This window comes from Microbulbifer thermotolerans, assembly GCF_001617625.1.
Taxonomy (GTDB): Bacteria; Pseudomonadota; Gammaproteobacteria; order Pseudomonadales; family Cellvibrionaceae; genus Microbulbifer; species Microbulbifer thermotolerans.
Genome location: NZ_CP014864.1, coordinates 3,015,712 through 3,040,839 on the forward strand (window position 1 = coordinate 3,015,712; position 25,128 = coordinate 3,040,839).

Sequence of the window (25,128 nt, forward strand, 5' to 3'; positions counted from 1 at the left end):
GGGCCCTCAGCCATCGCTTTGCAAAGTACGGCCCAACGACTGGCGGCACACTCTCAGCGCCGGTATTGTCGCCAGCACAAAAGTCCCGGCGAGAATCGCCCCCATCAGTGCCAGCGTCTGCCCCCCCACATCCATACCTTGCAGGTATATGCCATAGCGCTCCGCCAACAGCGGCGCGGCTATCCATAGCCCCGCGGCCAAGCCCGCGAATGCGAGCACAGCGCCGGCGAGCAATACCAGCAGGGCTTCCGCCTGGACCAGCAAGAACAGGAACATCGGGCCAGCACCAATAGCCCGCAATAGGGCGATTTCCCGGCGGCGCTCACGCACCGCCGCGAGCAACAGAATGCTCAACCCCAGTAATGACGCCAACACAACCAGTGCGGAAATGAGCAATAAGAGCTTTTCCAGCACACCCATTAAATGCCAAAGCTCCGACAGCGCGACCCCCGGCAATATCGCGAGGAGCGGCTCCCCGTGGTATTCATTGACCCAGCGCTGCACCTGAAAAGTTGCCACTCGGGAATTCAGACCCAGCATAAAGGCTGTAATACTCGATGGGTGCGCCGCCACCGTTTCAGCGTCATCTCTTCCGTGTATCGCTTCCATCCCCTCAAGGCTCACGTAGAGGGCGCGGTCCACTGGCGTACCTGTAGGACTTAGTATTCCGCTGATGGTAAACGGGTGATCATCGTGCAAATGAAAGCTGGTCGCCCCCATACCGTGGGCCATCACCAGAGAATCTCCTACACGGTAGCCCAGTTGACGCGCCACCGTTGCCCCCAGTACCACCTCATCGCTATGCGCAAAAAGCCGACCGCTGGAGAACGCCAAGGATACCTCCCGCCCATAGCGATAGTGGGTGAAGAAACCCTGATTTGTACCCACCACCCGGTAACCGCGGTGAGAATCGCCGAGGGAAATGGGAATAGTCCAGGCCACCTGTGGGTGCTGCGCTACCTCCTGGTACGCTTGCCAGGAAATATTATTGCTGGGACTGCCGATGCGAAACACACTGTAAAGTAACAGGTTCAACTGTCCTGTGCGCGCCCCCACAATCAGGTCCACCGACGATACAGTGCGGTTAAAACTCTCTTTTGCCTGCATCCGTACCTGTTCGACCCCAAGCAACGTAAACAAGCTTACTGCCACCGAAATAACCGCCAGCGCCAATCCGCCCCTGCGGTGCACCAAGCTCTGCCAGGCAAGCTTAATAAACATCAGCCGCAGCCTCCCTCTGCGTAGTAAGGGGGCTGCGCACATTCCAGGCCCGGTTCAATGTGCACATATCCATCACCAGTGGAAAATGCGCCGCCAGAGCGCTGTCGTGACTGACAAAAACCAAAGTGCACTGATCGCGCTCACAGATTTCCATCAGCAGCTGTATAAAGGCGTCACGGGCTGCGATATCCATTGCAGAAGTTGGCTCATCCACCAGCAGAACCTGCGGCCCGTTAATCAGCGCCCGGGCGATAGCCACCCGCTGTTGCTGCCCCACACTGAGCGCAGTCACCCGCCGCGACAAAACATCTTCCCTCAACCGCAGACGGGCGAGCAGCTCCCCCGCGCGCTGGCCGAGATTGCGGGCGGAATTTCCGAAATACGCCGCCAGACGAATATTGTCGAGCACACTTAGATAGGGAATCAGATTGAACTGCTGGAAAACCACGCCGATATGCCGCGCACGAAAACGGTCACGCTGGCGGCCGGTGAGCGCGGACATCGGCTGGCCAAGCAACTCCAGCCGCTCAGCCGGTGCCACCAAAATACCGGCGAGAATTTTCAACAGGGTTGATTTACCGCAGCCGGAAGGTCCTCGCAAAAATACTCGCCCTCCAGAGGGTACAGACCAGTGCCGGATATCCAGCACCGGATCGCCATCAGAGTATGAAAAGCGCAGCTGTTGCACTGTAATGGCATCTGCCGCTGACGTAAGCGGGTCCTTCATCGGGATTCCTCAGGGATGAGCTTGCCTATAGAAACAAATGATATATCATAACTCTACTGTAACAACCCGGTTTGCAACCATGCCCGCTCTGCCACTGAAGCTCACCTGCCTTTTGCTCGCCGCTGTTCTGGTAACAGCCTGTAAGCAGGAAAAGGAAGCTTCCGCCACAATCAGCGCACCGGCAGAGAAAAAAGCAATGGCGCCGGAGCAAGCGCAAGCGGATACTGTTTACCGGGACGTACAGTGGGAAGAACTGATTCCCAAGGATGACCTGGATGCGCTGCTCAACCCACCGGCCTACCTGGATACCATTGTCGAGGGCTCTGCAGAAGATCAGCTACCCCAAGAGCCAATCAGCAGCGAAGACCAGGCAACCGAGAGCCGCTACCAGAAGGCACTGACCTCAACCCGCATCAAGCCCGAATTCGACCGCCAGAAGATCCGCATACCCGGCTTTGTCGTCCCTCTGGAATTCGACGAAACGCAGACAATTTTCCGCTTTCTGCTGGTGCCTTACTTCGGCGCCTGCCTGCATTTACCCCCACCGCCGCCAAATCAGGTGATTTATGCCAGCTTTCCCAAAGGAATGCGGGTGGATGTTCTCTATGACCCCTTCTACGTAGAGGGTGAACTGCGCACGCTGCGCAAAGACAGCGATCTGGGCACCGCCGCCTACAGTATGCAGGTTGAGCGGGTCTATCCCTACGAGGAGTAAGACACCGGAAGACGGCCTTCGATACACAGGAAAAGCTGACTTCCACCCCGCCGGTTGGCGCGGGCTGGCCACGACATTATGATACGTTATATCATTTCTTGGCCGGCGATCTAACGGGCTCCCGGGAGAAGCAATGATCAGGGCAACCCCACGGCTTCCGCCCGCCACACACTGGCAATACATGGCCCCGAGCAGTGATTGTCGGACCGATGCCAACACGATACCTACAGCAGAATTCTGACTTTATCTTCACAATGAAAAATACCCTAGCAACGCTCACACTCCTGGCGCTCTCAGATCTCGCCTACGGCATATCCGGCCAAGTCACCGACCAGTCTGGAGTACCCATCAAAGGCGCCACCGTAGAAACCGCCGGTCGCACCTTACAGGTTCTTACCGACAGTCACGGGCGTTTCAGCCTGGATCTAGAGAGCGATGCAGTGTCCGAGCTCCATATCAAAGCTCCGGGCTACAGCCACCGAACACTGCACCTCGACAGTATCGAAAGCCCCGCACTGCATATCACTCTGCGTCCCTCAGCGATCGAACAGATCGATGTGACGGCCACCCCGCTGCACACCTCAACCATGGAGTCAGCGCAACCGGTAACCGTGTTAGCGGGAAATACGCTACGACGCAAACAGGCGGACACCCTGGGAGAAACACTGAAAAACGAAGTCGGCGTGCACCCCACCTACTTCGGCCCAGTCGCCAGCAGTCCGGTTATCCGGGGACTGAGCGGCCCCAGAGTGTTGATTACCCAAAACAGTCTGGACACCAGCGACGCCTCCCGGGTAGGTCCAGACCACGTAGTGACCTCGGAGGCATCAACCGCGGAACAAATCGAGATACTGCGTGGCCCGGCCACACTCTTCTACGGCTCCGGCGCTATCGGTGGTGTGGTCAACGTGGTAGACGACCGAGTGCCCTCCAGTAGCGATGCAACCGGCGCATTTCAGCTGGGGCACAGCTCAGTGAACAATGAGAATGATGTCTCTCTGACCTACACTGGCGGCGTTGAACAGATTGCGCTGCATTTCGACGGTTTTTCCCGCGATGGAGACGATTACGAAATTCCCGGGGCGGCGGAGCTCAATGCCGATCACTCCCATACCGAGGAAGAACAGGAACACGAGGCAGAGGGGGTACTGGAGAACAGCGCCGCCGAGAGCAATGGCTTCAATATCGGCGCCAGCTGGCTGCTGGAAAATGGCTATATCGGCCTCGCCTATGGACGCCTGGAGCGGCTCAATGGCATTCCCGGCCACAGCCATGCGTCGGGGGATGACGATGCCCATGAGCACAGCGAAGAAGTCGATACCGTCTCAGATCTAAAGCAGGATCGCTGGCAACTGATCAGCGAATTATCCTTAGACACCGCTCTGCTAAGAGGCGTCAATACCCGTATTGGCTATACGGACTACGAGCACATCGAAATCGAAAACAACCAGCAAGGAACCTTATTTCAAAATGAAACGCTGCAGACCCGCGTCGATCTGCTTCTGCAGGAAATAGCCGGCTGGCGCGGCGCTCTCTCGGTTGAAGGAAAAACCACGGATTTTTCCGCTATCGGCGAAGAAGCCTTCACACCTCCGAATCAGACCGATAGTTTCGCCGTTGCCCTGATGCAGGAGAAGCACACAGGCGATTTCCTATGGCAACTGGGGGCACGTGTGGAAAAAGTCACCATCGAAGCCGATTCCATTAAATGGCACGAAACGCACCACGACGCAGAGGAGGAAAGTGCGGAGCAGGAACACACTCTACTCGACTTCGATACGCTTGAATTTACGCCTTATAGTCTTTCCGCTGGTACCGTTTGGAACTTCGCTGAGAACTACAACGCGGGTGTTTCACTGACCTACGCGCAACGGGCGCCCAGCGCAGCAGAGCTATTCTCTTACGGCCCCCACATTGGCACCGGCAGTTATGAGGTAGGCGCACTGTTTGACATACATGCGTCAGAAAACCGCCACTTTCATTACCGTAACGATGTGGAAGAAGAGGTTTCCAATAATTTCGATCTGACTCTGCGCAAACACTCCGGAGATATCGGCTGGGTGATTAATCTCTTTTACAACAAAATTAGTAATTTTTATTACCAGCGCGATACCGGCTTCACCAGCGAAGATCTCGCTGATCACGCCCATGAAACGCACCAAGAAAGCGAAACTGTCGGCGATGAACACAGCCATGATCACGGAGCTCTTCCCATCTACGTTTTCGAACAAGCCGATACCACGTTATACGGACTGGAAACGCAGTTGGCCTGGCGGCTCTCAACCCCTCTTACCCTGACCCTTTGGGGCGATAGCATTCGCGGCAAACTGGATGACGGCGGAAACCTGCCGAGAATTCCGCCGGTGCGGCTCGGTTTCCAGTTGCAGTACGAAAGCAACGGCTGGGAAACGGGTGTCAACCTGTCACATTACTTTGAACAGGACAAAGTCGCAGAACTGGAAACCACCACCGACAGCTACACCCTGCTCGGCGCAGAAGTGCGCTATACCTTTAGCCACAACCTCGGCGATCTGACCGTATTTTTACAGGGAGAAAACCTGACCAACGAAGAAGCGAGAGTACACAGCTCCTTCTTGAAAGACCGCGCACCACTTCCCGGGCGAAACTTTCACCTCGGTCTGCGCGGAGAATTTTGATGATTTCAGGTACCAGGACCTGACAGTGAAGGATTACAGTTTCGACAGGCCCGGGGCGGAGATCTCTCAAAGTAAATCTACAAATTGAGGATAAGCAGTAAATGAAGCCAATATCATCAGCAACGGACAAGATAGCCATCGGACTTTCCGCAATGTGTGCCGTCCATTGCTTGATACTACCATTAATACTGGTACTTCTCCCCAGCCTGGCGGCGTTGCAACTGGATAACGAAGCGTTTCATACCTGGATGGTTATTGCCGTCTTGCCTACCAGCATCTACGCCTTGACCATGGGCTGTAAACAACACAAACGCTACCGTGTCCTTCTCTTAGGGTGCTCGGGACTAACGCTACTCATTATGGCTGTATTACTGGGTGAACACACTGGCGAAATTGGCGAAAAAGCAATGACACTGGCAGGTTCCGCCCTGGTCGCTCTCGGACACCTGTGGAATTTTCGCCTCTGCAGGAAGCCCTCTAACTGCCCCTGCCCAAGCCAAAAATCCTCATCACAAGAGGACACTATAGGGTGAAACGCGAATACTTTACCGCACTTGAGCAACATCCAGAAAACAGCCCCCTTGCATTATCCGATGTCATTGACAACCTGGCATTTAATGAGCAGGGGCTCATTCCTGTGATCACACAGGATGCAACGACCAAGACGATGCTTATGCTCGCCTGGATGAATAAAGAAGCACTTATGCAAACAATAGCAACAAAGCGCCTTACCTATTGGTCCCGCAGCCGCCGGAAACTGTGGGTAAAAGGTGAAACAAGCGGGCATGTTCAAACTTTGGTTTCTATGTCATTCGACTGCGATGGAGACGCTGTACTTTGCCAGGTGAATCAGCAAGGTGCAGCCTGCCATACCAACAGGCAATCGTGTTTTTATTTGCAAGCGGACACAGACGGGCAAAAAGTCGTTGTAACCGGAGATCCCACACCTGTATGAAGGCAACGTTGATAAAAAAATGCCCGTATCGTTAACGAAGGAAACATCACAGAATCTGATCTGAGAATTGTTGACGATAGAGTTGATAAAATCGCCACTCATATTACCGCGAAGCACACAGACAAGATCTTTGATGCTCAGGGACGCCACCTGCTCCCAGGAATGATCGACGACCAGGTGCACTTCCGTGAGCCTGGATTAACCTATAAGGGCACGATTGCCAGCGATTCTCTCGCCGCTGTAGCCGGCGGCATTACCAGCTACATGGAAATGCCAAACGTAAACCCAGCCACTACGACAATCGATGCATTGGAGGAGAAATACGCAATCGCCGCTAGGCACTCGGCTGCAAATTATGCGTTTTACCTCGGCGCTACCGAGGACAATCTTGAACAAATCAAATTACTTGACCCCGAAAAGCACTGTGGCGTCAAGGTATTTATGGGCGCATCTACAGGAAATCTTCTCGTAGAGAATCCTACAGCACTCGAGGCTATTTTCCGGGAATCTCCGGTACTTATTGCGACACACTGTGAAAGTGGTTCTGTTATTAATAAAAACCGAGAGTCGATACTCAGCAAAAAATCTAAACTCACAATAGAAGACCACCCCAAAATACGCAACACCGAAGCCTGCTTTGCCTCTTCCTCTTACGCGGTCAAACTAGCCCGCAAGTACAGAAGCCAGTTGCACGTGCTACACATCACCTCAGAAAAAGAACTGACACTCTTCGAACCCGGGCCAATACAAAACAAACATATAACCGCTGAAGCCTGTGTACATCATTTATGGTTCAACGACCAGGATTACCCACGTCTTGGCAACCTGATAAAGTGCAACCCTTCAATAAAGAGTCGGCGAGACCAATCGGCATTAATTCACGCCTTGCACACCAACCGTATCGATATCATTGCAACCGACCACGCTCCCCATACATGGGAGGAAAAACAACTCGATTACGATCAGGCTCCTGCTGGACTGCCACTGGTGCAACATGCGCTACTGATTTTACTTGAACAGGTAAAAAATGGACATTTATCTCTAACCCAGGTTGTGGAGAAAACCGCACACAATCCTTCGATTCGTTATTCCATTGACAGCAGGGGATTCATTCGTGAGGGGTATTACGCCGATCTAGTGCTAATCGATATACATAAATCCACAACTGTTAACCGAAGAAATATTCTATATCGCTGTGGATGGTCTCCTTTTCACGGACAGGCGTTCTCCTCAAAAGTGATAAACACCTGGGTGAATGGACAACCCTACTATATTGGTGACGACATTCCAGCAACAATCAAACCGGCATTACCACTCTTCTTTAATCGCTGATTGAAGCGCCACAAAAAATCAAGCCCATTACTGATAGATCACATTACTTATCCAACACACCAAGGCTAGACTAAATGCACGTTTTAACCACGCTTCCAGATATTGCCAAAAGCCAAACTGAATCTGGGAATTATCCTTTACAGTGGGTAGGCATGGAAGGCATCGCTGTTCCACTCTCCATATCAATAGGTAACAATCAGCACCAAACCGTCGCAGCCAAAGCCAATGCTTATGTAAGCCTGGACAACGCCGCTGAAAAAGGCATTCATATGTCCAGACTACACACGGTCCTCAATCATCTTTCCAGCACCAACTGCGATAAAAACGCTCTCGATACCGCTCTGGAAAGAATGATCGAATCCCAAGAAGGGCTCAGTCAAAGTGCCAAAATTGAACTGAACTTTGATTTAGTACTTACAAAGTCGTCCCTTCTCAGTCAAGAAGCCGGCTTTCAATCCTACCCTGTAAAAATTATTGGCGAGCGAATAAGCGGCAACTCCAGATATGAAATTGGGCTCACTGTCCCCTATTCCAGCACCTGTCCCTGCTCTGCAGCGCTTTCCCGGCAGCTTCTGGCAACCGCGATAGACCGTGAATTTTCTGCATCGAATATCGACAAGCAATCACTGCTGATGTGGCTGCAGGAAAAATCTATTGCCACCCCACACAGTCAGCGCTCTTACGCCTACCTGAATCTGAAGCTGGGCGATAACTCCTGGTTGCCGCTATCATCTTTTATCTCGCAAATCGAGGAAGCAATAGGGACTCCCGTACAAACCATGGTCAAGCGTACGGACGAACAGGAATTTGCACGATTAAACGCTGACAACCTGATGTTCTGTGAGGATGCAGCGCGAAAAATTAAAACCCTGCTGGAGCAGTCAACGTGGATTACAGACTATTGGTTTAAGGTTGAACACAGAGAAAGTCTGCACGCGCACAATGCGGTAGTGATTGACCAAAAAAGTCCAAACTGATTATTTAACAGTCTATTACCACTTATTCTTCTGTGTTCAGCTTGATCGGTCGTACATAGCCAAACAAGGAAGGGATGGATATTAATATATCCATCCCATATCTAAGAATTTCCAACATTGGTGGAAAACGTAAGGCAACCTCCCAACAACTTAATGCACTGCGCCTCCCTGCGCAACAACACTTTAGTGGGTTGTGGATTTGAGGCCTCGGCGGGCAAGCAACGCTTCTGTGGTCGGCTTTTCTCCTCTGAATTCGATGTAGGACTCCATCGGTGGCCGGGAATTCCCAACTTCTAGAATCGCCTTGCGGTATAAATCACCGCTCTTTCTGCTCAGCCCGCCCTCCTTCAAGAGATAGGCAAAAGCATCCGCCGCCAAAATCTCACTCCACATATAGGCATAGTAACCCGCAGAATAGCCCCCACTCATAGAGTGGGAAAAATAAGTGGACTTATAGCGGGGAGGAACTGTTGGCAGATCAACGCCGTGCTTTTTCAGCACTTCATCTTCAAACTCCTCTACATCCTGCAGCGGTTTATCCGCACTCAGCGAATGCCACTCCATATCCAATAGTGCGGCGGACATATACTCCAGTGTGTCAAATCCCATATTGAAATTTTTCGCTTTCAGAATCTTATCCAGCAGCTCTTTTGGAATGGGTTTACCGGTCTTATAGTGGTACGCATAATTTTCCAGCACCTCAGGAAAGATCGCCCAGTCTTCTTCGAATGTGGAAGGGAACTCTACAAAGTCACGTGACACATCGGTACCAGAAAGACTTGGGTAACGGACGTCCGAAAAGATTCCGTGGAGGCCGTGTCCCAATTCGTGGAACATCGTTGTGACATGATCGAAACTCAGTAAAGTCGGCTCTCCTTCCGGGGCTTTGGGAATATTCATGACATTCACTACAACCGGTTTCTGGCCTAAAAGCCCGGTCTGTTTTACAAAAGTACTCATCCATGCACCACCGCGCTTTCCTTCCCGGGCGAAGTAATCTGCATAAAAGATGGCAAGACTCTCTCCGTCGTGATCAAACACTTCGAACACCCGCACATCCGGATGGTAGACAGGAAAATCCGGTCGCGGCACAAACCGGATACCAAACAGGCGCTTCATTGTGTAAAACAGACCGTCGTTTAATACCTTCTCAAATTCAAAGTATTCGCGAACCTCCTGCTCATTGAGATCGTACTTTTCCTGACGCACTTTTTCCGCATAGTAAGCCCAGTCCCAGGGCTGTATATCGAAGTCGGCGCCTTCTTTTTTGGCCATGGCCTGAATGTCTGTCAATTCCGCTTTGGTATTACTCACTACCGCTGGAACCATGGAATTCAGCATGGAAAACACATTTTCCGGTTTTTCTGCCATGGTGTCGGTCAACTGATATTCAGCCCAGTTGCTATACCCCAACAGTTTGGCTTTTTGTGCCCGGATTTGCACCAGACGTTGCACTATGGGGCGATTGTCCAGCTCTCCTGAAGTACCGCGGTTTGCCGAAGCCTCCCAGATACGGCGACGCAACTCACGGTTTTTCAATGACGCGAGCACCGGCTGACGAGTGGTATTGGTTATAGCTATCAGGTATTTTCCTGGACTTCCTGCACTTTCAGCCGCCGCCGCGGCTGCTTTGATTTCACTTTCCGAAAGCCCGTCCAAGTCCTGCTTATTGTCAACCAACACAGCACTGGCCTCACCGATCTGCAATAGATTTTGTGAGAATTTAGTCGTAAGTTTCGAGTGCTCTTCGTTCAATGCCCGCAAGGTAACCTTTTGCTCCTCGGGAAGCTTTGCTCCCGCCTTGACAAAATTTTCGTAATATATTTCCAACAAGCGTTCAGATTCAGCATCCAGTTCCAGTTTTACCCGCTGGTTGTAGAGTGCTTCCACACGGGCAAAAAGCCCTGCATTAAGATAGATGTTATCCCAGTGAGCGGAAAGCTTCGGTGCCAGCTGCCTTTGCAAATTACGGCGGTCTTCATTACTGTCGGTACCCACCAGATTAAAGAAAATCCTCGATACCCGGGTCAACAGTCTGCCGGATTTTTCCATCGCGACTATCGTATTGTTAAAGCTGGCGGGCTCAGGGTTATCAATAATTGCCTGGATTTCCTGCAAGTGTTCCGCCATACCTTGTTCAAACGCGGGGAGAAAGTGCTCGTCTTTTATTTTGTTAAAGTTCGGAGCCTGATATTGCAGTGGGCTGGGAATCAGGAGAGGATTATTTTCATTTTCTGTAACTGTTGCCTGCCCAGATTCCGGAATAGTCGTGGGATTTGCTGTCATGCCGGATTCTTTCATATCTGTGTCAGATGAATCAGAGCAACCAGCTATCGAGAAAGCGGCTGCGATGAGTAGTTTTTTTAACATTGCATTCTCCAATAAATCTTATAGTATTGCGATCTCCAATACCGCATTCATACTTCGAAAATCGCCTATAGAGGGACAAACACCGCCCCGTTGGTATCCGGGCAATAACACCAGTATATTTTTACTTGCTGGCGCTTTTCATCATAAGCCGGCATTTCCAAAACTTAAGATATGCCGATGCCATTATTGCAGCTGTAGTTCATTACTTTGCGGGGTAAGTGTTTCAGCGCCCTGGGCACTGGATGTCAGCCACTGTACTTCGATCACTTCAATACCGGAGAAGCTCGCAAAGAGCGGTACAGAAATACTCTTGATCGATGCCAGATTGTCACAATGAAAGCGGTAGCTGGCGTAAAGTCCTGCATGATCACCCTCACTCTGAGGTACTGTTATTCGGGCATCTTCCAGGCGGCAATTGGCACCATTGAACCTAATTAAATTTTCCCCGCTGGCGAGCTGATGTTTTGTCGCTTCCAGTGCCTGCTTTTCTTTCGCTGTATGGGGTGTATGCTCAAACCCGACCAGATTTTCCGCTGGAGATGCAAACTCAACCTCTAATACATTGTCGATAACGGCGATACTCATATGCGCCCTTCCATGCACATGCGCCATCTGATGCGCACGCACCTCTACCGAAAAGAAAAGCAATAGGATGAAAAACAATGGCCGTTTTACTGTCATCTTTTTAAAGGACCTCAGATTTATTCGCTTCCTGGTGTAAAGCTTCGTCAGAACCAGGGAACCTCTGATTAATTCGCGTGAAGGCTTTGGCTAGTTCCGTGGCGCTCAGGCAATAGGTGGATATACAGGCCTTCTCCACTTGCCCGATCCAATATAATGTTACATCATATCATTACTGTCAAATAAATGATCACATTTACAACAAGGAGGCACTAGAAGACCCAAATGGCGCTCATCCCAGACAGCTACCGAGAATGGCGGCACTGTATTACCGTAATTTGCGCTCAGAAGCTGACACCCGTATTTATCGACAGCCGTTTACGGGCACTGCAAGACGATAGTGATTATATGACCAAGCGTTTTGTTCAACTCTATGGAGAAGAGCAAAGGCGGCGCACCCTGGCATGGTTCGCAAGGGCAAAAGAGGAGCTTGGCAATCCCCGACAGAGCGATCAATGAGCTCACAGATTGCACGCCAACAGTGGCCCGAAGTAAAAAGTCACCAGCGGCCCACTTTGTACTCTGCGGTGGCGCCAAACTGTGCACCGTGGCGGAAAAAAGAAAAGCCGGCATGGCGCCGGCCTTCGCATCCGATTGCCCAGGTGCATCACCTTTCCCGACCTTTGACAATCTGATGGTTTGAGTATAGTCGCTGTACAAAGTTCCACAGCACTTTTTACTCGCGCTCTAGAATGACCATCGCGGATGACGAAACAGTGACACATTTATAAAATATTTGTGACGCGCGTACCATTTTCTTGTGTACGCCCCTCCTTACTGAACTCCTCCATACCCGGGTGGGATGCAGCAGCCCTCTCCCTGCGCTCCAATCTACTATGGGACCACTGGTTAATTCCCTTCCTGACTGTAAAGATATTTTGCATTCAGGTGAGAAGCTCAGGTGAATTTATCAGCGGCTCCCTAAGGGAGAAACGTCGGCTCCCTCTACTTAATAAAAACAACCCGGAGCAAAATGATGCGATCGATCGTCACCTTTCACCAAACGTCCCCATGGGCGCGACTGTTGCTGAGCAGTCTGTTTTGCGCTGTGTGCCTACCGGCACAGTCATCCGATACCCCTGAGCCCTCAGCGGTCAATATTCCCGGTACCATCCAAGGCCAACTCGGTTGTCCCGGAGACTGGCAGCCGGAATGTGCCGCCAGCATGCTCGGCTACGACGCCAGTGACGACAAATGGCAGGGCAGCTTCTTTATTCCCGCCGGCAATTGGGAATACAAAGCGGCACTGAACGGTAGCTGGAATGAAAACTACGGCCTGGGCGGCTGGCGCGATGGCGCCAATATCCCGCTGCACCTGGGTGCAGGGAGAGAGGTCAAATTTATCTACGACCACGAGACTCACTGGATCACAGACAACGTCAACAGCACCATCGCCACTGTGGCGGGCAATTTTCAGTCCCAGCTAGGCTGCCCCGGAGACTGGCAGCCGGACTGTCTGCGGAGCTGGATGCAGGACCTCGATGGCGACGGCATCTATACCTTTGTCACCGACAAAATTGCCGCAGGAGACTACGAATTTAAAGTAGCTTTAGATGAAAGCTGGAGCGAAAGCTACGGCAATCAGGGAAATAACCTCGCATTCACTGTAAGCGAGGACAATGACGAAATCTACTTCGCCTTCGACAGTGCGACAAAACAGGTGAGCGTGAGTACCAACGGTATTCCCCGCGGCGACTTGAGCCTGGACAAGGCCCATTGGGTCTCGGCGGATACCTTCGCCTGGAACATTTCCCCGCGGGACGGCGACACCGTCAAGTTGCACTTCAGCACAGATGCCAAGCTGAAACTGGGTACCGACGGCGTCAGCGGCGACGGTGAGATAACCCTGCAAACAAGCAGCCTCTCCGATGCCGTGCGGCAAAAATTCCCCCACCTATCCGGCTACACCGCACTGCAGCTGCCCGCTGGAAACCCACCGATCAGCGACTTAGTAACAAAGCAACTGGCGCTGGCAATTTACGACAGCGAAGGTCAAGTCCGAGACGCCACCGGTGTGCAGCTGGCGGGCGCCCTCGACGACCGCTTCGCCTACGACGGCGACCTCGGTGCCATCGTCGGCCATACATCCATCGCCTTCAAACTCTGGGCGCCCACCGCACGCTCAGTAAAACTGCACCTGTTCCGCGACGCGGCTGGCAACACCGCCGATATGATTGTGCCAATGGTCTTCGACCAGGACACTGGAGTATGGACCGCGGACATAGATAAGCAATGGGATCGTAAATTCTATCTCTACGAAGTAGAGGTCTATTCCTATTTCAGTCGCAGTATTGAGACCAATCTGGTCACCGATCCCTATTCCCTGAGCCTGTCCATCAACAGCGGCAAAAGCCAGATCGTCAACCTGGATGACCGCGACTTAAAACCTCGCGGGTGGGACCGGCTGCGCAAGCCGCGCCTGGAGAAAGCGGAAGATATTTCCCTCTACGAATTGCATGTGCGCGACTTCAGCATCGAAGATAAAACCGTACCGGAAGAGGCACGGGGTACCTTTAAGGCGTTTACCAAGCACAACAGTGATGGTATGCGCCATCTAGCTGGGCTGGCCCGCGCCGGACTGACCCATGTGCACCTGTTGCCCGCTTTCGATTTCGCCACGGTAAACGAAGATCGCAGCCGGCAAGCGCAAACCCCGGACCTTTCCATCTATGCTCCGGACAGCGCAGAGCAGCAGGCAGCGGTCAGTGCCGTACGGGACAGCGACGGTTTCAACTGGGGCTACGACCCGCTGCATTTCACCGTGCCCGAGGGCAGTTACAGCACCGACCCCGATGGTGTGGCACGTATCCGCGAATTCCGCGAAATGGTGCAGGGGCTTTCCCGTATCGGCCTGCGGGTGGTAATGGATGTGGTCTACAACCACACCAGCTCCTTTGGCCAATACGACAATTCCGTTCTCGATAAAATTGTTCCCGGCTACTACCACCGCCGCAACCTGGAAGGCGGTGTGGAAATGAGCAGCTGCTGCGCCAACACCGCCAGCGAACACGCGATGATGGAAAAGCTCATGCTGGATTCCATGCTCACCTGGGCAAAAGCCTACAAGGTGGACGGTTTCCGCTTCGACCTGATGGGCCATCACAGCCGCGACAATATCCTCAAGGCACAGGCATTCCTGCAATCCCTGACACCGGAAGAAGACGGTGTCGATGGCAGCAGCATCTACCTCTACGGTGAAGGCTGGAATTTCGGTGAAGTGGCGAACGATGCCCGTTTTGTACAGGCCCGCCAAAGCAATATGGCTGGCACCGGCGTAGGCACCTTTAACGACCGGCTGCGCGATGCGGTGCGCGGCGGTAACCCGTTCGGCGGCTATGAAGAACAGGGTTTCGGCAACGGCCTCTATACCGATTCCAACGGAAAATTCGCCGGCGGCGACGAACGCGCCACACTGCTGACCCTGGCGGACAAGGTGCGTATTTCACTGGCCGGTAACCTGGCCGATTACCCGCTGATCGATGCCAGCGGCAATGCGATTACCGGCAGCCAGTTGATCTACAACGGCCAGCCCACCGGCTACACTGCCGACCCGCAGGAATCAATCAACTATATTGCCGCCCACGACAATGAAACCCTGTTCGACGGGATTCAGATCAAGGCCAACAGCACCGCTTCGTTGGAAGAGCGGGTACGCATGCAGGCGTTTAGCAACTCACTGGTACTCTTCGCCCAGGGCGTTCCGTTTATCCACGCCGGGCAGGAATTCCTGCGCTCCAAATCCATGGACAGGGACAGCTACAACTCCGGCGACTGGTTCAATGCACTGGACTTCAGTTTAGAAACCAGCAAATGGGGAGCGGGCCTGCCTATCGCCGAAAAAAATCAGGACAACTGGCAAATCATGCAGCCACTGTTGGCCAATCCAAACCTTTCACCGCGGAAAATACACCGACTGTGGAGCACAGCCCTCTTCCGAGAACAGCTGGCAATACGCAACAGCTCACCGCTGTTCCGCCTGCCGACGGCCGAAGCGGTAGAAAAGCACCTGAGTTTTCTCAACACAGGGCCAGAACAGGTTCCCGGGCTGATCGCCATGCAACTCAGAGACAGGAAAGGGGAAGTAGACCGCCGCTATGCGCGAATACTGGTACTATTTAACGGCGACGACGAAACCGTGCAATTCAGCAAAGACAGCCTGCGCGGCCTGAACCTGAAATTGCACCCGTTGCAGAAATTCTCGGTGGATCGACGCCTGCGCACAGTGGATTTCGACCGAGACAGCGGTACCTTCACCCTGCCTGGGCGCAGCACTGTCGTGTTTGTGGAGAAGCGTCACGGCCCGCGGAAACACGTATGGTGGTGGGATTAATCCGCGACTGATCCCGCCGCTAGGGCGAATCCTCCGAGGCCGTTTTTACACGCCCCCGGGGGCTTCGCCCCATCAATCACGAGAGGTGATTGGCGAATTACTCCTGCTCTTCGCCATTATCGTCGAACAGGTGCCCCAGCTTGCCCTTTTTAGTGGACAGATATTTAACATTGTGCGGATTGCGACCACTCTGATGGGGCAGGCGCTCTACAACCTCTATACCCAGATCCTGCAAGGCCTTTACCTTGCGCGGGTTGTTGGTCATCAGGCGTACAGACTGAATCCCCAAATGCTCGCACATGGCCTTCAAAATCGAGTAATCGCGCATATCGGCGCCAAAACCCAGCTGTTCGTTGGCTTCCACGGTGTCGGCACCACAGTCCTGTAGGTGATAGGCGCGGATCTTGTTCAAAAGACCGATGCCGCGCCCCTCCTGGCGCAGATAAAAGATGGCGCCGCGGCCCTCCATCGCGATCCGGTGCATAGCGTGCTGCAACTGCGCACCGCAGTCACAGCGCAGGGAGAAAAGCGCGTCTCCCGTCAGGCATTCTGAATGGATGCGAGCCAGCAGCGCCTCGCCTGTTCCTATATCTCCCATAGTGAGCACCACGTGCTCTTTGCCTGCCTCTACATCTTCAAAGCCATGCATTTCAAACATGCCCCATGAAGTGGGCAGTTTGGATGACTCCACATAGCGAATGGTCAAATTCGTACCTCTCAATATCGAATGGCGTCGCTTCCGGTTCACGGGTTCCGGTGCGCTAGCGCCGTGGTACGGCCCACATTTTCAGTTGCGGGCCCGCAGTATCAGGACGCCGCCCTGCTGCTCCATATCCACCCGGCTCAGAAAACTGTTGCCGAGCAGGGTTATGCGGGGGAAGTCGTCCGCGTGTACCGTGGCGTCCACATTGGTCAGCGCAATACCGCCGATAGTGACACTGTCCAGGCGCAGCTTGTAAGCGCGGACCATACCATTAGCGGTCGCCACCTGTACCGGACGCGCCCGCTCCAGATTCAATCCCAGGCGGCGCGCGGTGGGGTAGTTGAGCGAGATATTGGTGGCGCCGGTATCCACCAGAACCGGCACACTGCGACCGTTAATCCAGGCGCTGGTGTTGTAGTGGCCGCGACTGTCCGGCATCAAACGCACCTCAGCCCGCCGAGTTTCCGCGTAGCTGCTGGCCACAGGCGCATCCAGGGTCAGCTTCTGCTCTCGCCCGTCAATTTTCACGCGCGCATAGCGGGTATTCGCCTCGATCAACTGCACACCTTCCGGGGATTTCTGCCCGGATTTCAACAATCGCTGATGTCCGTCGATTTCCAGCATGGCGCTAGTGCCAAACAGTCCTTTCAGTTGTACCTGCTGAGCAAATGCGACCTCAGGCGAAAGCAGGCACAGCCAGACAAGCATAAGACGCATGGGCGCTTCCCTATCCGATCACCAGGGCGGTCAATTGCAGCAATAACGCTGCAAAGATGCCCGCCAGTATATCGTCCAGCATAATTCCGACACCACCGTGTACGCGGCGGTCAATCCAGCGGATGGGCGGCGGTTTGACGATGTCGAACAGGCGAAAGAGCGCGAATCCATACAGCGCCCATGCCCAGCCTGCGGGGGCCATAAACATGGTCAGCCAGTAGCCCACCATCTCATCCCAGACGATGCCCCCGTGGTCATGTACACCGAGCTTTTCCGATGCGGCGCCGCACAGGTAGCAACCAAGCAAGGCGGCGGCGGTGACCAGCGCCAGATACCAGGCGGGGGACAGCCCGGCGAGCAGCCACCAGAAGGGAATGGCCGCAAGGGTTCCAAAAGTACCCGGCGCTCTGGGCGCCAGTCCGGAGCCGAAGCCAAAAGCCAGCAACATTACCGGGTCGCGCAACAGCTGGCGGAAACTGGTTTTTTTCATAGTCCGATCAAAAGTGTTGATAGCCGCATGCCTGGGGAATCCAGCGCTCACCGTCCCGCCAGGCCCGGACTTCGCCCGCACCTTCGACAATGCGACCGATCCGCGTCACATCCAGACCGAGCAGTTCCAGCTGCGGAATATTTTCCGGCGGTACGGTAAAGCACAACTGATAGTCGTCTCCACCGCCCGCGGCCAACGCCGCAGCGCCCTCGCCTGCCAGCTGCTGCGCCAGCGGCGCCACCGGCAGGGCTTGCATATCGATATCCGCACTCACGCCGCTGGCGGCGCAAATATGCCCGAGATCGGCGAGCAGACCGTCGGAGATATCCAGCGCGCTGCTGGCCAGACCACCGATGGACTCGGAGAGGGACAATTGCGGCTCGGGAAAATAGAAGAGGTGCTCAGCCTCCCGCCGAGTGCTTTCAGCGGCCGGCTGCTGCCCCAATATGACCGGAAGAGCCGCCGCCGCGGCCCCCAGGGAGCCACTCACGTAAACTGCGTCGCCCGCCGATGCGCCGTCCCGGCGCAGGGGGCACTCGCTGATACCGGTGACCTGAATCGTGATCGACAGCGGACCGCGGGTGGTATCGCCACCCACCAGAGAGATCCCATAGCGCGCCGCGGTCTCCAGCAGGCCACGGGAGAAAGCCCGCAGCCAATCGACATCGCTGTGGGGCAGCGTCAGTGCCAGGGTGAACCAGAGCGGCCGCGCGTTCATTGCCGCCAGATCACTGAGGTTAACCCGCAGTGCACGGGCGGCAACGGCAACAGGGTCCGCGCCGGCAGGAAAATGCCTGTCCGCAACCAGAGTGTCCACCGAGGTGGCGAGCATCCCCTCCGCCGGCGGCCGCAGCAGGGCGCAGTCATCGCCGATGCCCAGTACGACGCCCTCGCTGTTTTTTTTTGCCCCGGCAAAAAAATCGCGAATGATGTCAAATTCGCCAGAAGCGGCCGGCATGTCTCTTTGCGCCTCAGGCCTTTTTATCCGCGGCTACTTCGGCCGCGCGCAGGTCCGCAGCGGTCTTGTCCAGAATGCCGTTGATAAATTTGTAGGCGTCGGTGGGACCGAACTTTTTCGCCAACGCGATCGCTTCATTGATCACCACCTTATAGGGCACATCGACGCGATGCAGCAACTCATAGGTGGACATGCGCAGCAGTGCCCGGGAAACCGGATCCAGCTCATCGACGCTGCGATCCAAATGGGGAGCGAAAGCGCCCTCCACCCGATCGAGATTTTTCGCGACACCGTGCAGCAGATCGCGAAAGTAAGGCACGTCTGCCTTGCTCATATCGTTATCGGCGTGAAACTCAGCCTCGATGGTATTCAGGCTGGCGCCGGCCATGTGCCACTGATAAAGGGCCTGCATGGCATAATGGCGCGCCTTGCGGCGCGCGGATGCAGTTACAGTCATGGTTCAATCAATCTTTTATTGGCTTCCCCGGCCAGGGCCCGCGAGGAAGTGAAGCGGCAATTGGGACTAGTCTGACAGGTCTTAGAAAAACCCCTGACTAATGCACACGGACGCTGTCGTTGATTCCAGAGCACTCATTTGACGCCGAAGAATCTACACCGCCGTGAAGCGGATTAATCAGAAATTCCTTAGATCTTGCCCAGCAGGGAGACCATTTCCAACGCAGTTTCCGCCGCTTCACAGCCTTTGTTGCCAGCCTTGGTACCGGCGCGTTCAATTGCCTGCTCGATACTGTCTACGGTCAGCACGCCAAAAGTCACCGGAATACCGCTGTTCAGGGATACCTGGGCCAGACCTTTGGTGCACTCACCGGCGACATATTCGAAATGCGGTGTGCCGCCGCGAATCACCGCACCCAGCGCGATAATGGCATCGAACTTACCGCTTCCGGCCAGCTTTTGCGCGGCCAGCGGAAACTCAAAGGCCCCCGGCGCGTAGTAGACGGTGATGTCCTCATCCTTGATTCCCTTGCGGCGCAGTGTATCCAGAGCGCCTTCCTTCAGGCTCTCCACCACAAAACTGTTCCAGCGGCTTACCAGCAGCGCGTATTTGCCCTGACAGTTGGTGAAATCGCCTTCGATAACCTTGATATTGCTCATAATTGTTTTCCATTGTCCCCGCAGACGGGTTCTGGTGTTCTTCGGTCCGGCCGGCGCTTCAGTCCCGAGCGCCGTCGTCCGCGTTCAGATACTCTTCCACTTCCAGATCAAAACCGGAAATGGCACTGAATTTAAACGGGGCGCTCATAAGGCGCATTTTGCGCACCTTCAAATCGCGCAGTATCTGCGAACCGGTTCCAACCTGCTTGTAAACCAGATCCTGACTGGGACGCTGTTGTTTACCGCTGATCAGCCAGTCGATGCTCTCTTCGATTTCCTCGGTGGTTTCGTTGTGGCAGATCAGTACCGCCACTCCCTTGCCCTCTGCGGCGATGCGCTGCATCGCGCGGCGGAAGGTCCAGGGAGTGAACTTTTCGTCGCCTCGGCGGATACCGAGCACATCCCGCAATGTATTGCCCACATGCACCCGCACCAGAGTCGGTTCTTCCGGCGTCGGCTCCCCTTTGACAAACGCGAAGTGGCGTTCGCGACGGGCCTTATCCAGATATGTGCGCAGCTTGAATTCGCCGAACTCGGTCTGCACCGAACGCTCGTTGATGCACTCTACGGTCTTTTCGTTCAAGGCGCGATAATTAATCAGGTCGGCGATAGTACCAATCTTGAGGTTGTGGGTCTGGGCAAATTTTTCCAGATCCGGGCGGCGCGCCATGGTGCCATCTTCATTCATGACCTCACAGATAACTGCGGCCGCCTCGAAACCCGCCAGGCGCGCCAGGTCGCAGCCCGCTTCAGTGTGACCGGCCCGGCTCAGTACGCCACCGGGCTGGGCCATAATCGGGAAAATATGACCGGGCTGAACCAAGTCTGAGGGTTTGGCATTGCGCGCGACCGCAGCGCGAATGGTACGCGCGCGGTCAGCGGCGGAGATACCAGTGGTGACGCCTTCGGCGGCCTCAATGGACACGGTGAAGTTGGTATTGAACTGAGCGCCGTTTTCCCGCGACATCAGCGGCAGATCCAGCTGCTCGCAGCGCTCCCTGCTCATGGGCAAACAGATGAGACCGCGGGCGTGGGTGGCCATAAAGTTGATGTCCTCCGCGCGCACCTGCTCGGCGGCCATCACCAAGTCGCCCTCGTTTTCCCGATCCTCGTCATCCATCAGGATCACCATTTTGCCCTGACGGATATCGTCGATCAGTTCTTCAACGGTATTGAGTTCCATAAAGCTCTCTAACTCTTTGGTTGGCGACCTCAATTTGAGGCCGGGGCGCCCGGTAGTGCAGAAGCATCCGATCGATCGGCGCCGGCGAACAGGCTGTTGAATACCAACAGCCCACTAAGCCCTGTAAAAGCCGTGCCTGGCCAGAAATTCCATCGTCAATCCACCGCTTTCCGGTTCGGCAGCCCTGTCGCCGAGCAGCAGCCGCTCCAGGTAGCGGGCAATCAGATCCACCTCCAAATTGACGCGGGTGCCGGCCCGGTAAACGTCCATCACCGTCTCTTGAAGCGTGTGCGGCACTATGGTCAATTCAAACTCAGCGCCATCTACCGCGTTAACAGTGAGGCTGGTGCCGTCGACGGTGATGGAGCCCTTGTGAGCGATGTATTTGGCCAGGTTGTCCGGGGCCCGCAGACGAAAGCGCTCGGCGCGGGCTTCGGATTTGCGCCAAACCACTTCGCCGATACCGTCCACATGGCCGCTGACAATGTGACCACCGAGCCGGGTCTGCGGGGTCAGAGCCTTTTCGAGGTTGACCTTATCACCGATCTTCCAGTCACCGACGGTGGCCACTTTGAGGGTTTCGGCGGAGACATCGGCCCAATAGCCATCACCGGGGAGGTCCACCACCGTCAGACAAACACCGTTGGTGGCGATACTGTCCCCCAGCTGCACGTCGGACAAATCGAGCTTGCCGGTCTTGACCCGCAAACGCAGGTCGCCGCCCTTTGGCTGCAGTTCAGAAATTTCACCTACAGCTTCGATAATACCGGTAAACATCTCCGCTCCATCATATAAGAGCCTTTAACGCTCTATGTCAGTTGTGGCCGTGATGCGCCAGTCGTGCCCGACCGCACGCATATCAGTAATGGTAACCGGCAACACCGAACCCATCCGCGCGATGGGTAGTTCGAACAGCGGCCTGGCCGTGCTGCCGAGCAGCTTCGGCGCCATATAGACAATCAGCTCATCTACATGGCCTCGGTAGAGGAATTCACCTGAAAGGGTAGCGCCGCTCTCCACCAGTATCTCGTTGCACTGGCGCCGCGCCAACTCCTTGAGCAGCGCCGACAGATCCACGCGTCCCTTTCCGTCCGCCGGCAGTACCAACACCTCGGCGCCCGCCTGTTCCAGCCGGTCGCGGCGCGATATGTCCGCGCCTGCGGTTGTGGCCACCAATGTGGGGGCGTCGCCCTGCAATATAAAGGCTTTGGGCGGGGTGCGCAGTTTACTGTCAACAATAACCCGCAGCGGCTGCACTTCCGCCGCTTGCTCCGCGGCCAGCAGTTCCAGGGCCATTTCGTCGGCGCGCACATTCAGGTTGGGATTGTCAAAACGCACGGTTTCCACGCCGGTGACTATCGCGCAGCTGCGCGCGCGCAGCCGCTGTACATCGGCGCGGGCGGCGGGTCCGGTAACCCACTTGGATTCACCGCTGGCCATGGCAGTGCGACCGTCCAGGCTCATCGCCGACTTACAACGCACAAACGGCAGGCCCAAAGTCATACGCTTGATAAACCCGGGGTTGAGCGCACGACACTGCTCCTCCAGCAGTGGGCCCTCCACCTCGATACCCGCGTCCTTGAGCTTTTGCAGCCCCCGACCGCTGACCGCGGGGTTGGGGTCCTGCATGCCGTAAACCACTCTGGCCACACCACTCTGGATCAATGCGTCAGCACAGGGGCCAGTGCGGCCAGTATGGCTGCAGGGCTCCAAGGTCACATAGACAGTCGCACCGCGGGCGCCATCCCCGGCAACACTGAGTGCTTCAATCTCCGCGTGTGGCAAACCGGCGCGCTGGTGCCAGCCTTCAGCGACGATATTGCCTTCGCTGTCGGCAATCACGCAGCCGACACGGGGGTTGGGCATAGTGGTGTAGAGGCCCCGCTCCGCCAGCTGAATCGCCCGCGCCATCAGTTCCCGTGGGGTCATTTCTTCTCCGTGTGCCTGCTGGTGAGCCGCTCGATTTCCTCACTGAATTCGCTGACATCCTCGAAACGGCGGTAAACCGAGGCGAAGCGGACATAGGCGACCTGGTCCAGCTCGCGCAGCTGTTCCATCACCAGTTCACCGATGACCCGCGCCGGCAGTTCTCGCTCTCCGGTTGCCCGCAGGGCGTGTTTGATTTGTGAAACCGCGGACTCCACGCGCTCGGTGCTCACTGGCCGCTTCTCCACCGCGCGCTGTATGCCCGCACGCAGCTTGTCTTCATTGAAGGGCTCGCGATGGCCGTTCTGCTTGACTACCCGCGGCAATAAGAGCTCCGCGGTCTCAAAGGTAGTGAAGCGCTCGCGGCACTGTAGGCACTCGCGCCGGCGGCGCACCTGGTCACCGTCAGCCACCAAGCGGGAATCGACAACCTTGGTTTCTTCTGCGCTGCAGAATGGACAGTGCATGAGGGATTGTCTCTAGGGGATTGAAAAACGGGCCGCAGTTTACCACAGACACTCCGGCCCTTGAGCGGTCCCGCCGCACTATGGCCCCATGATTCCCCTGTATCAGAGCAACCGCTGATCCATAGGGCAGGTCTAAATGGGATGAATGTTTCGACTGTACAGGGCACTCAGCAGCCGGGTGAGGCCCGTATTCAGCGATCTCAAAGTTTCCACCCACCTCCCGGGCTTCTCGCCCGGGGGAGGGCCCGCGGCCGCAGGACGGCTTGATCAGCCGCCGCCACGCTGTAGGTTTTCAGCCTTTGTAGACAGGGAAGCGCGCGCAGATATCCAGCACTTTTTGCTTCACCTCGGCGATGGTCGCCTCGGCGTCGCCTTTCTCCAGGGCATCCAGCACGTCGCAGATCCAATGCGTCAACTCCTGGGTTTCCTTGACACCGAAGCCACGGGTGGTAATCGCGGGCGTACCGACGCGCAGACCACTGGTGATAAATGGGGAGCGCGGATCGTTGGGGACCGCGTTTTTGTTCACGGTAATATTGGCCCGGCCCAGCGCTTCATCGGCATCTTTGCCCGTGTACTCTTTGCCAATCAGATCCACCAGCATCAGGTGATCGTCGGTACCGCCAGAGACAATGTTGATGCCGCGATCGAGGAAGGTCTCGGCCATGGCTCGGGCATTTTCCACCACTTTCTTCTGGTATTCCTTGTACTCCGGACTCATGGCTTCCTTGAAGGACACGGCCTTGGCCGCGATCACATGCATCAGAGGGCCGCCCTGCCCCCCGGGGAATACCGCGCTGTTGAGCTTTTTCTCGATCTCTTCGTTGGCCTTGGCCAGAATGATACCGCCACGGGGACCGCGCAGGGTTTTGTGGGTAGTGGAGGTCACCACGTCCGCATGGGGAATCGGCGAGGGGTAGACACCCGCAGCCACCAGACCGGCAACATGGGCCATATCCACAAACAGGTAAGCGCCCACTTTGTCGGCGATCTCGCGGAAGCGGCCCCAATCCATAATGCGTGAATAAGCGGAGAAACCGGCAACGATCATCTTCGGCTTGTGCTCCAGAGCGAGGCGTTCCACCTCTTCATAATCCACCTCACCGGTCTCGGGGTTGAGGCCGTACTGCACCGCGTTGTATATCTTGCCGGAGAAGTTCACCCGTGCTCCGTGGGTCAGGTGGCCACCGTGGGCCAGGCTCATCCCCAATACGGTGTCCCCCGGCGCACACAGTGCCTGATAAACCGCGGCGTTTGCCTGGGAGCCGGAGTGCGGCTGCACGTTGGCATAGTCGGCGCCGAACAGCTGCTTGGCCCGCTCTATCGCCAGGGTTTCCACTTTATCGACATACTCACAACCGCCGTAGTAGCGCTTACCCGGGTAGCCTTCCGCGTACTTGTTGGTCAGGCTGCTGCCCTGGGCTGCCATCACCAGTGGGCTGGTGTAGTTCTCGGAGGCGATCAGCTCAATGTGCTCCTCCTGGCGGCGATCTTCCTCCTGAATGGCTTCCCAGATATCCGGGTCATAGGAGGCGAGTGTGACTGATGAATCAAACATGGTATTCCCTCGGTAATGCGGGCTGGATCAGACAGGGTGAAACTA

23 protein-coding genes are annotated in these 25,128 nt (G+C 55.3%); 8 read left to right on the top strand and 15 right to left on the bottom strand.

Annotation, left to right across the window (positions count from 1 at the left end; all coding sequences use genetic code 11):
- Nucleotides 1-6 precede the first annotated feature (6 nt).
- A complete protein-coding gene (locus A3224_RS12540) occupies nucleotides 7-1,221 on the bottom strand; it encodes an ABC transporter permease (RefSeq protein WP_067155206.1) in 1,215 nt (404 codons plus the stop codon).
- Nucleotides 1,211-1,948, bottom strand: coding sequence for an ABC transporter ATP-binding protein (locus A3224_RS12545; RefSeq protein WP_067155209.1), 738 nt, complete (start codon nucleotides 1,946-1,948; stop codon nucleotides 1,211-1,213). Before A3224_RS12545 ends, A3224_RS12540 begins: the two co-directional genes overlap by 11 nt.
- A gap of 79 nt (nucleotides 1,949-2,027) precedes the next feature.
- On the opposite strand from A3224_RS12545, the gene A3224_RS12550 reads away from it, so the two are divergent.
- The 6 genes from A3224_RS12550 to folE2 all read left to right on the top strand — a co-directional run bounded on the left by A3224_RS12550 (nucleotide 2,028) and on the right by folE2 (nucleotide 8,584).
- Nucleotides 2,028-2,663 carry a DUF3299 domain-containing protein gene (locus tag A3224_RS12550; protein WP_067155212.1) on the top strand — a complete coding sequence of 212 codons (636 nt, stop codon included), beginning with the start codon at nucleotides 2,028-2,030 and terminating at the stop codon, nucleotides 2,661-2,663.
- 254 nt (nucleotides 2,664-2,917) lie between these two features.
- Complete coding sequence (locus A3224_RS12555; RefSeq protein WP_067155215.1) at nucleotides 2,918-5,320, top strand: TonB-dependent receptor; 2,403 nt, start codon at nucleotides 2,918-2,920, stop codon at nucleotides 5,318-5,320.
- Between the two features lie 152 nt (nucleotides 5,321-5,472).
- Entirely contained in the window at nucleotides 5,473-5,853 is a 381-nt protein-coding gene (locus A3224_RS12560) for a MerC domain-containing protein (RefSeq protein WP_231902527.1), read from the top strand.
- On the top strand, nucleotides 5,850-6,275 hold the full coding sequence (gene hisI, locus A3224_RS12565) for a phosphoribosyl-AMP cyclohydrolase (protein ID WP_067155221.1): 426 nt from the start codon (nucleotides 5,850-5,852) through the stop codon (nucleotides 6,273-6,275). Before A3224_RS12560 ends, hisI begins: the two co-directional genes overlap by 4 nt.
- Nucleotides 6,276-6,320: 45 nt before the next feature.
- Entirely contained in the window at nucleotides 6,321-7,607 is a 1,287-nt protein-coding gene (locus A3224_RS12570) for a dihydroorotase (RefSeq protein ID WP_231902528.1), read from the top strand.
- Between the two features lie 74 nt (nucleotides 7,608-7,681).
- A complete protein-coding gene (folE2, locus tag A3224_RS12575; RefSeq protein ID WP_067155227.1) occupies nucleotides 7,682-8,584 on the top strand; it encodes a GTP cyclohydrolase FolE2 in 903 nt (300 codons plus the stop codon).
- A 183-nt stretch (nucleotides 8,585-8,767) separates the two neighbouring features.
- Here the strand turns inward: folE2 and A3224_RS12580 are convergent, their stop codons facing one another.
- Together A3224_RS12580 and A3224_RS12585 are read right to left on the bottom strand one after the other, a co-directional pair.
- Nucleotides 8,768-10,954 (bottom strand): M3 family metallopeptidase, encoded by a 2,187-nt coding sequence (locus tag A3224_RS12580; RefSeq protein ID WP_067155230.1) that lies wholly within the window; start codon nucleotides 10,952-10,954, stop codon nucleotides 8,768-8,770.
- 183 nt (nucleotides 10,955-11,137) lie between these two features.
- Nucleotides 11,138-11,539 (bottom strand): ZrgA family zinc uptake protein, encoded by a 402-nt coding sequence (locus A3224_RS12585; RefSeq protein ID WP_197462986.1) that lies wholly within the window; start codon nucleotides 11,537-11,539, stop codon nucleotides 11,138-11,140.
- Between the two features lie 321 nt (nucleotides 11,540-11,860).
- On the opposite strand from A3224_RS12585, the gene A3224_RS12590 reads away from it, so the two are divergent.
- Nucleotides 11,861-12,094: a hypothetical protein gene (locus A3224_RS12590; RefSeq protein WP_067155236.1), complete on the top strand. Its 234-nt coding sequence runs from the start codon at nucleotides 11,861-11,863 to the stop codon at nucleotides 12,092-12,094.
- 514 nt (nucleotides 12,095-12,608) lie between these two features.
- Nucleotides 12,609-15,965, top strand: coding sequence for a pullulanase-type alpha-1,6-glucosidase (gene pulA / locus A3224_RS12595; RefSeq protein ID WP_231902384.1), 3,357 nt, complete (start codon nucleotides 12,609-12,611; stop codon nucleotides 15,963-15,965).
- A gap of 97 nt (nucleotides 15,966-16,062) precedes the next feature.
- Here the strand turns inward: pulA and ribA are convergent, their stop codons facing one another.
- The 11 genes from ribA to glyA all read right to left on the bottom strand — a co-directional run bounded on the left by ribA (nucleotide 16,063) and on the right by glyA (nucleotide 25,083).
- Entirely contained in the window at nucleotides 16,063-16,671 is a 609-nt protein-coding gene (ribA, locus tag A3224_RS12600; RefSeq protein ID WP_067155241.1) for a GTP cyclohydrolase II, read from the bottom strand.
- A gap of 81 nt (nucleotides 16,672-16,752) precedes the next feature.
- Nucleotides 16,753-17,385: a retropepsin-like aspartic protease family protein gene (locus tag A3224_RS12605; RefSeq protein WP_067155243.1), complete on the bottom strand. Its 633-nt coding sequence runs from the start codon at nucleotides 17,383-17,385 to the stop codon at nucleotides 16,753-16,755.
- A 10-nt stretch (nucleotides 17,386-17,395) separates the two neighbouring features.
- Nucleotides 17,396-17,875 carry a phosphatidylglycerophosphatase A family protein gene (locus tag A3224_RS12610; protein ID WP_067155246.1) on the bottom strand — a complete coding sequence of 160 codons (480 nt, stop codon included), beginning with the start codon at nucleotides 17,873-17,875 and terminating at the stop codon, nucleotides 17,396-17,398.
- A gap of 7 nt (nucleotides 17,876-17,882) precedes the next feature.
- Complete coding sequence (gene thiL / locus A3224_RS12615) at nucleotides 17,883-18,833, bottom strand: thiamine-phosphate kinase (protein WP_067155251.1); 951 nt, start codon at nucleotides 18,831-18,833, stop codon at nucleotides 17,883-17,885.
- Nucleotides 18,834-18,846: 13 nt separating this feature from the next.
- Nucleotides 18,847-19,290, bottom strand: a complete 444-nt coding sequence (nusB, locus tag A3224_RS12620) for a transcription antitermination factor NusB (protein ID WP_067155254.1) — start codon at nucleotides 19,288-19,290, stop codon at nucleotides 18,847-18,849.
- A 188-nt stretch (nucleotides 19,291-19,478) separates the two neighbouring features.
- Nucleotides 19,479-19,949, bottom strand: a complete 471-nt coding sequence (ribH, locus tag A3224_RS12625) for a 6,7-dimethyl-8-ribityllumazine synthase (RefSeq protein WP_067155257.1) — start codon at nucleotides 19,947-19,949, stop codon at nucleotides 19,479-19,481.
- 58 nt (nucleotides 19,950-20,007) lie between these two features.
- Nucleotides 20,008-21,132, bottom strand: coding sequence for a bifunctional 3,4-dihydroxy-2-butanone-4-phosphate synthase/GTP cyclohydrolase II (ribBA, locus tag A3224_RS12630; protein WP_067155260.1), 1,125 nt, complete (start codon nucleotides 21,130-21,132; stop codon nucleotides 20,008-20,010).
- A 114-nt stretch (nucleotides 21,133-21,246) separates the two neighbouring features.
- Nucleotides 21,247-21,909 (bottom strand): riboflavin synthase, encoded by a 663-nt coding sequence (locus tag A3224_RS12635; protein WP_067155265.1) that lies wholly within the window; start codon nucleotides 21,907-21,909, stop codon nucleotides 21,247-21,249.
- Nucleotides 21,910-21,933: 24 nt separating this feature from the next.
- Nucleotides 21,934-23,061: a bifunctional diaminohydroxyphosphoribosylaminopyrimidine deaminase/5-amino-6-(5-phosphoribosylamino)uracil reductase RibD gene (ribD, locus tag A3224_RS12640; RefSeq protein WP_082817520.1), complete on the bottom strand. Its 1,128-nt coding sequence runs from the start codon at nucleotides 23,059-23,061 to the stop codon at nucleotides 21,934-21,936.
- Entirely contained in the window at nucleotides 23,058-23,525 is a 468-nt protein-coding gene (nrdR, locus tag A3224_RS12645; protein ID WP_067155268.1) for a transcriptional regulator NrdR, read from the bottom strand. The genes ribD and nrdR overlap by 4 nt, the downstream gene beginning before the upstream one ends.
- A 292-nt stretch (nucleotides 23,526-23,817) precedes the next feature.
- A complete protein-coding gene (gene glyA, locus A3224_RS12650; RefSeq protein WP_067155271.1) occupies nucleotides 23,818-25,083 on the bottom strand; it encodes a serine hydroxymethyltransferase in 1,266 nt (421 codons plus the stop codon).
- Nucleotides 25,084-25,128 lie beyond the last annotated feature (45 nt).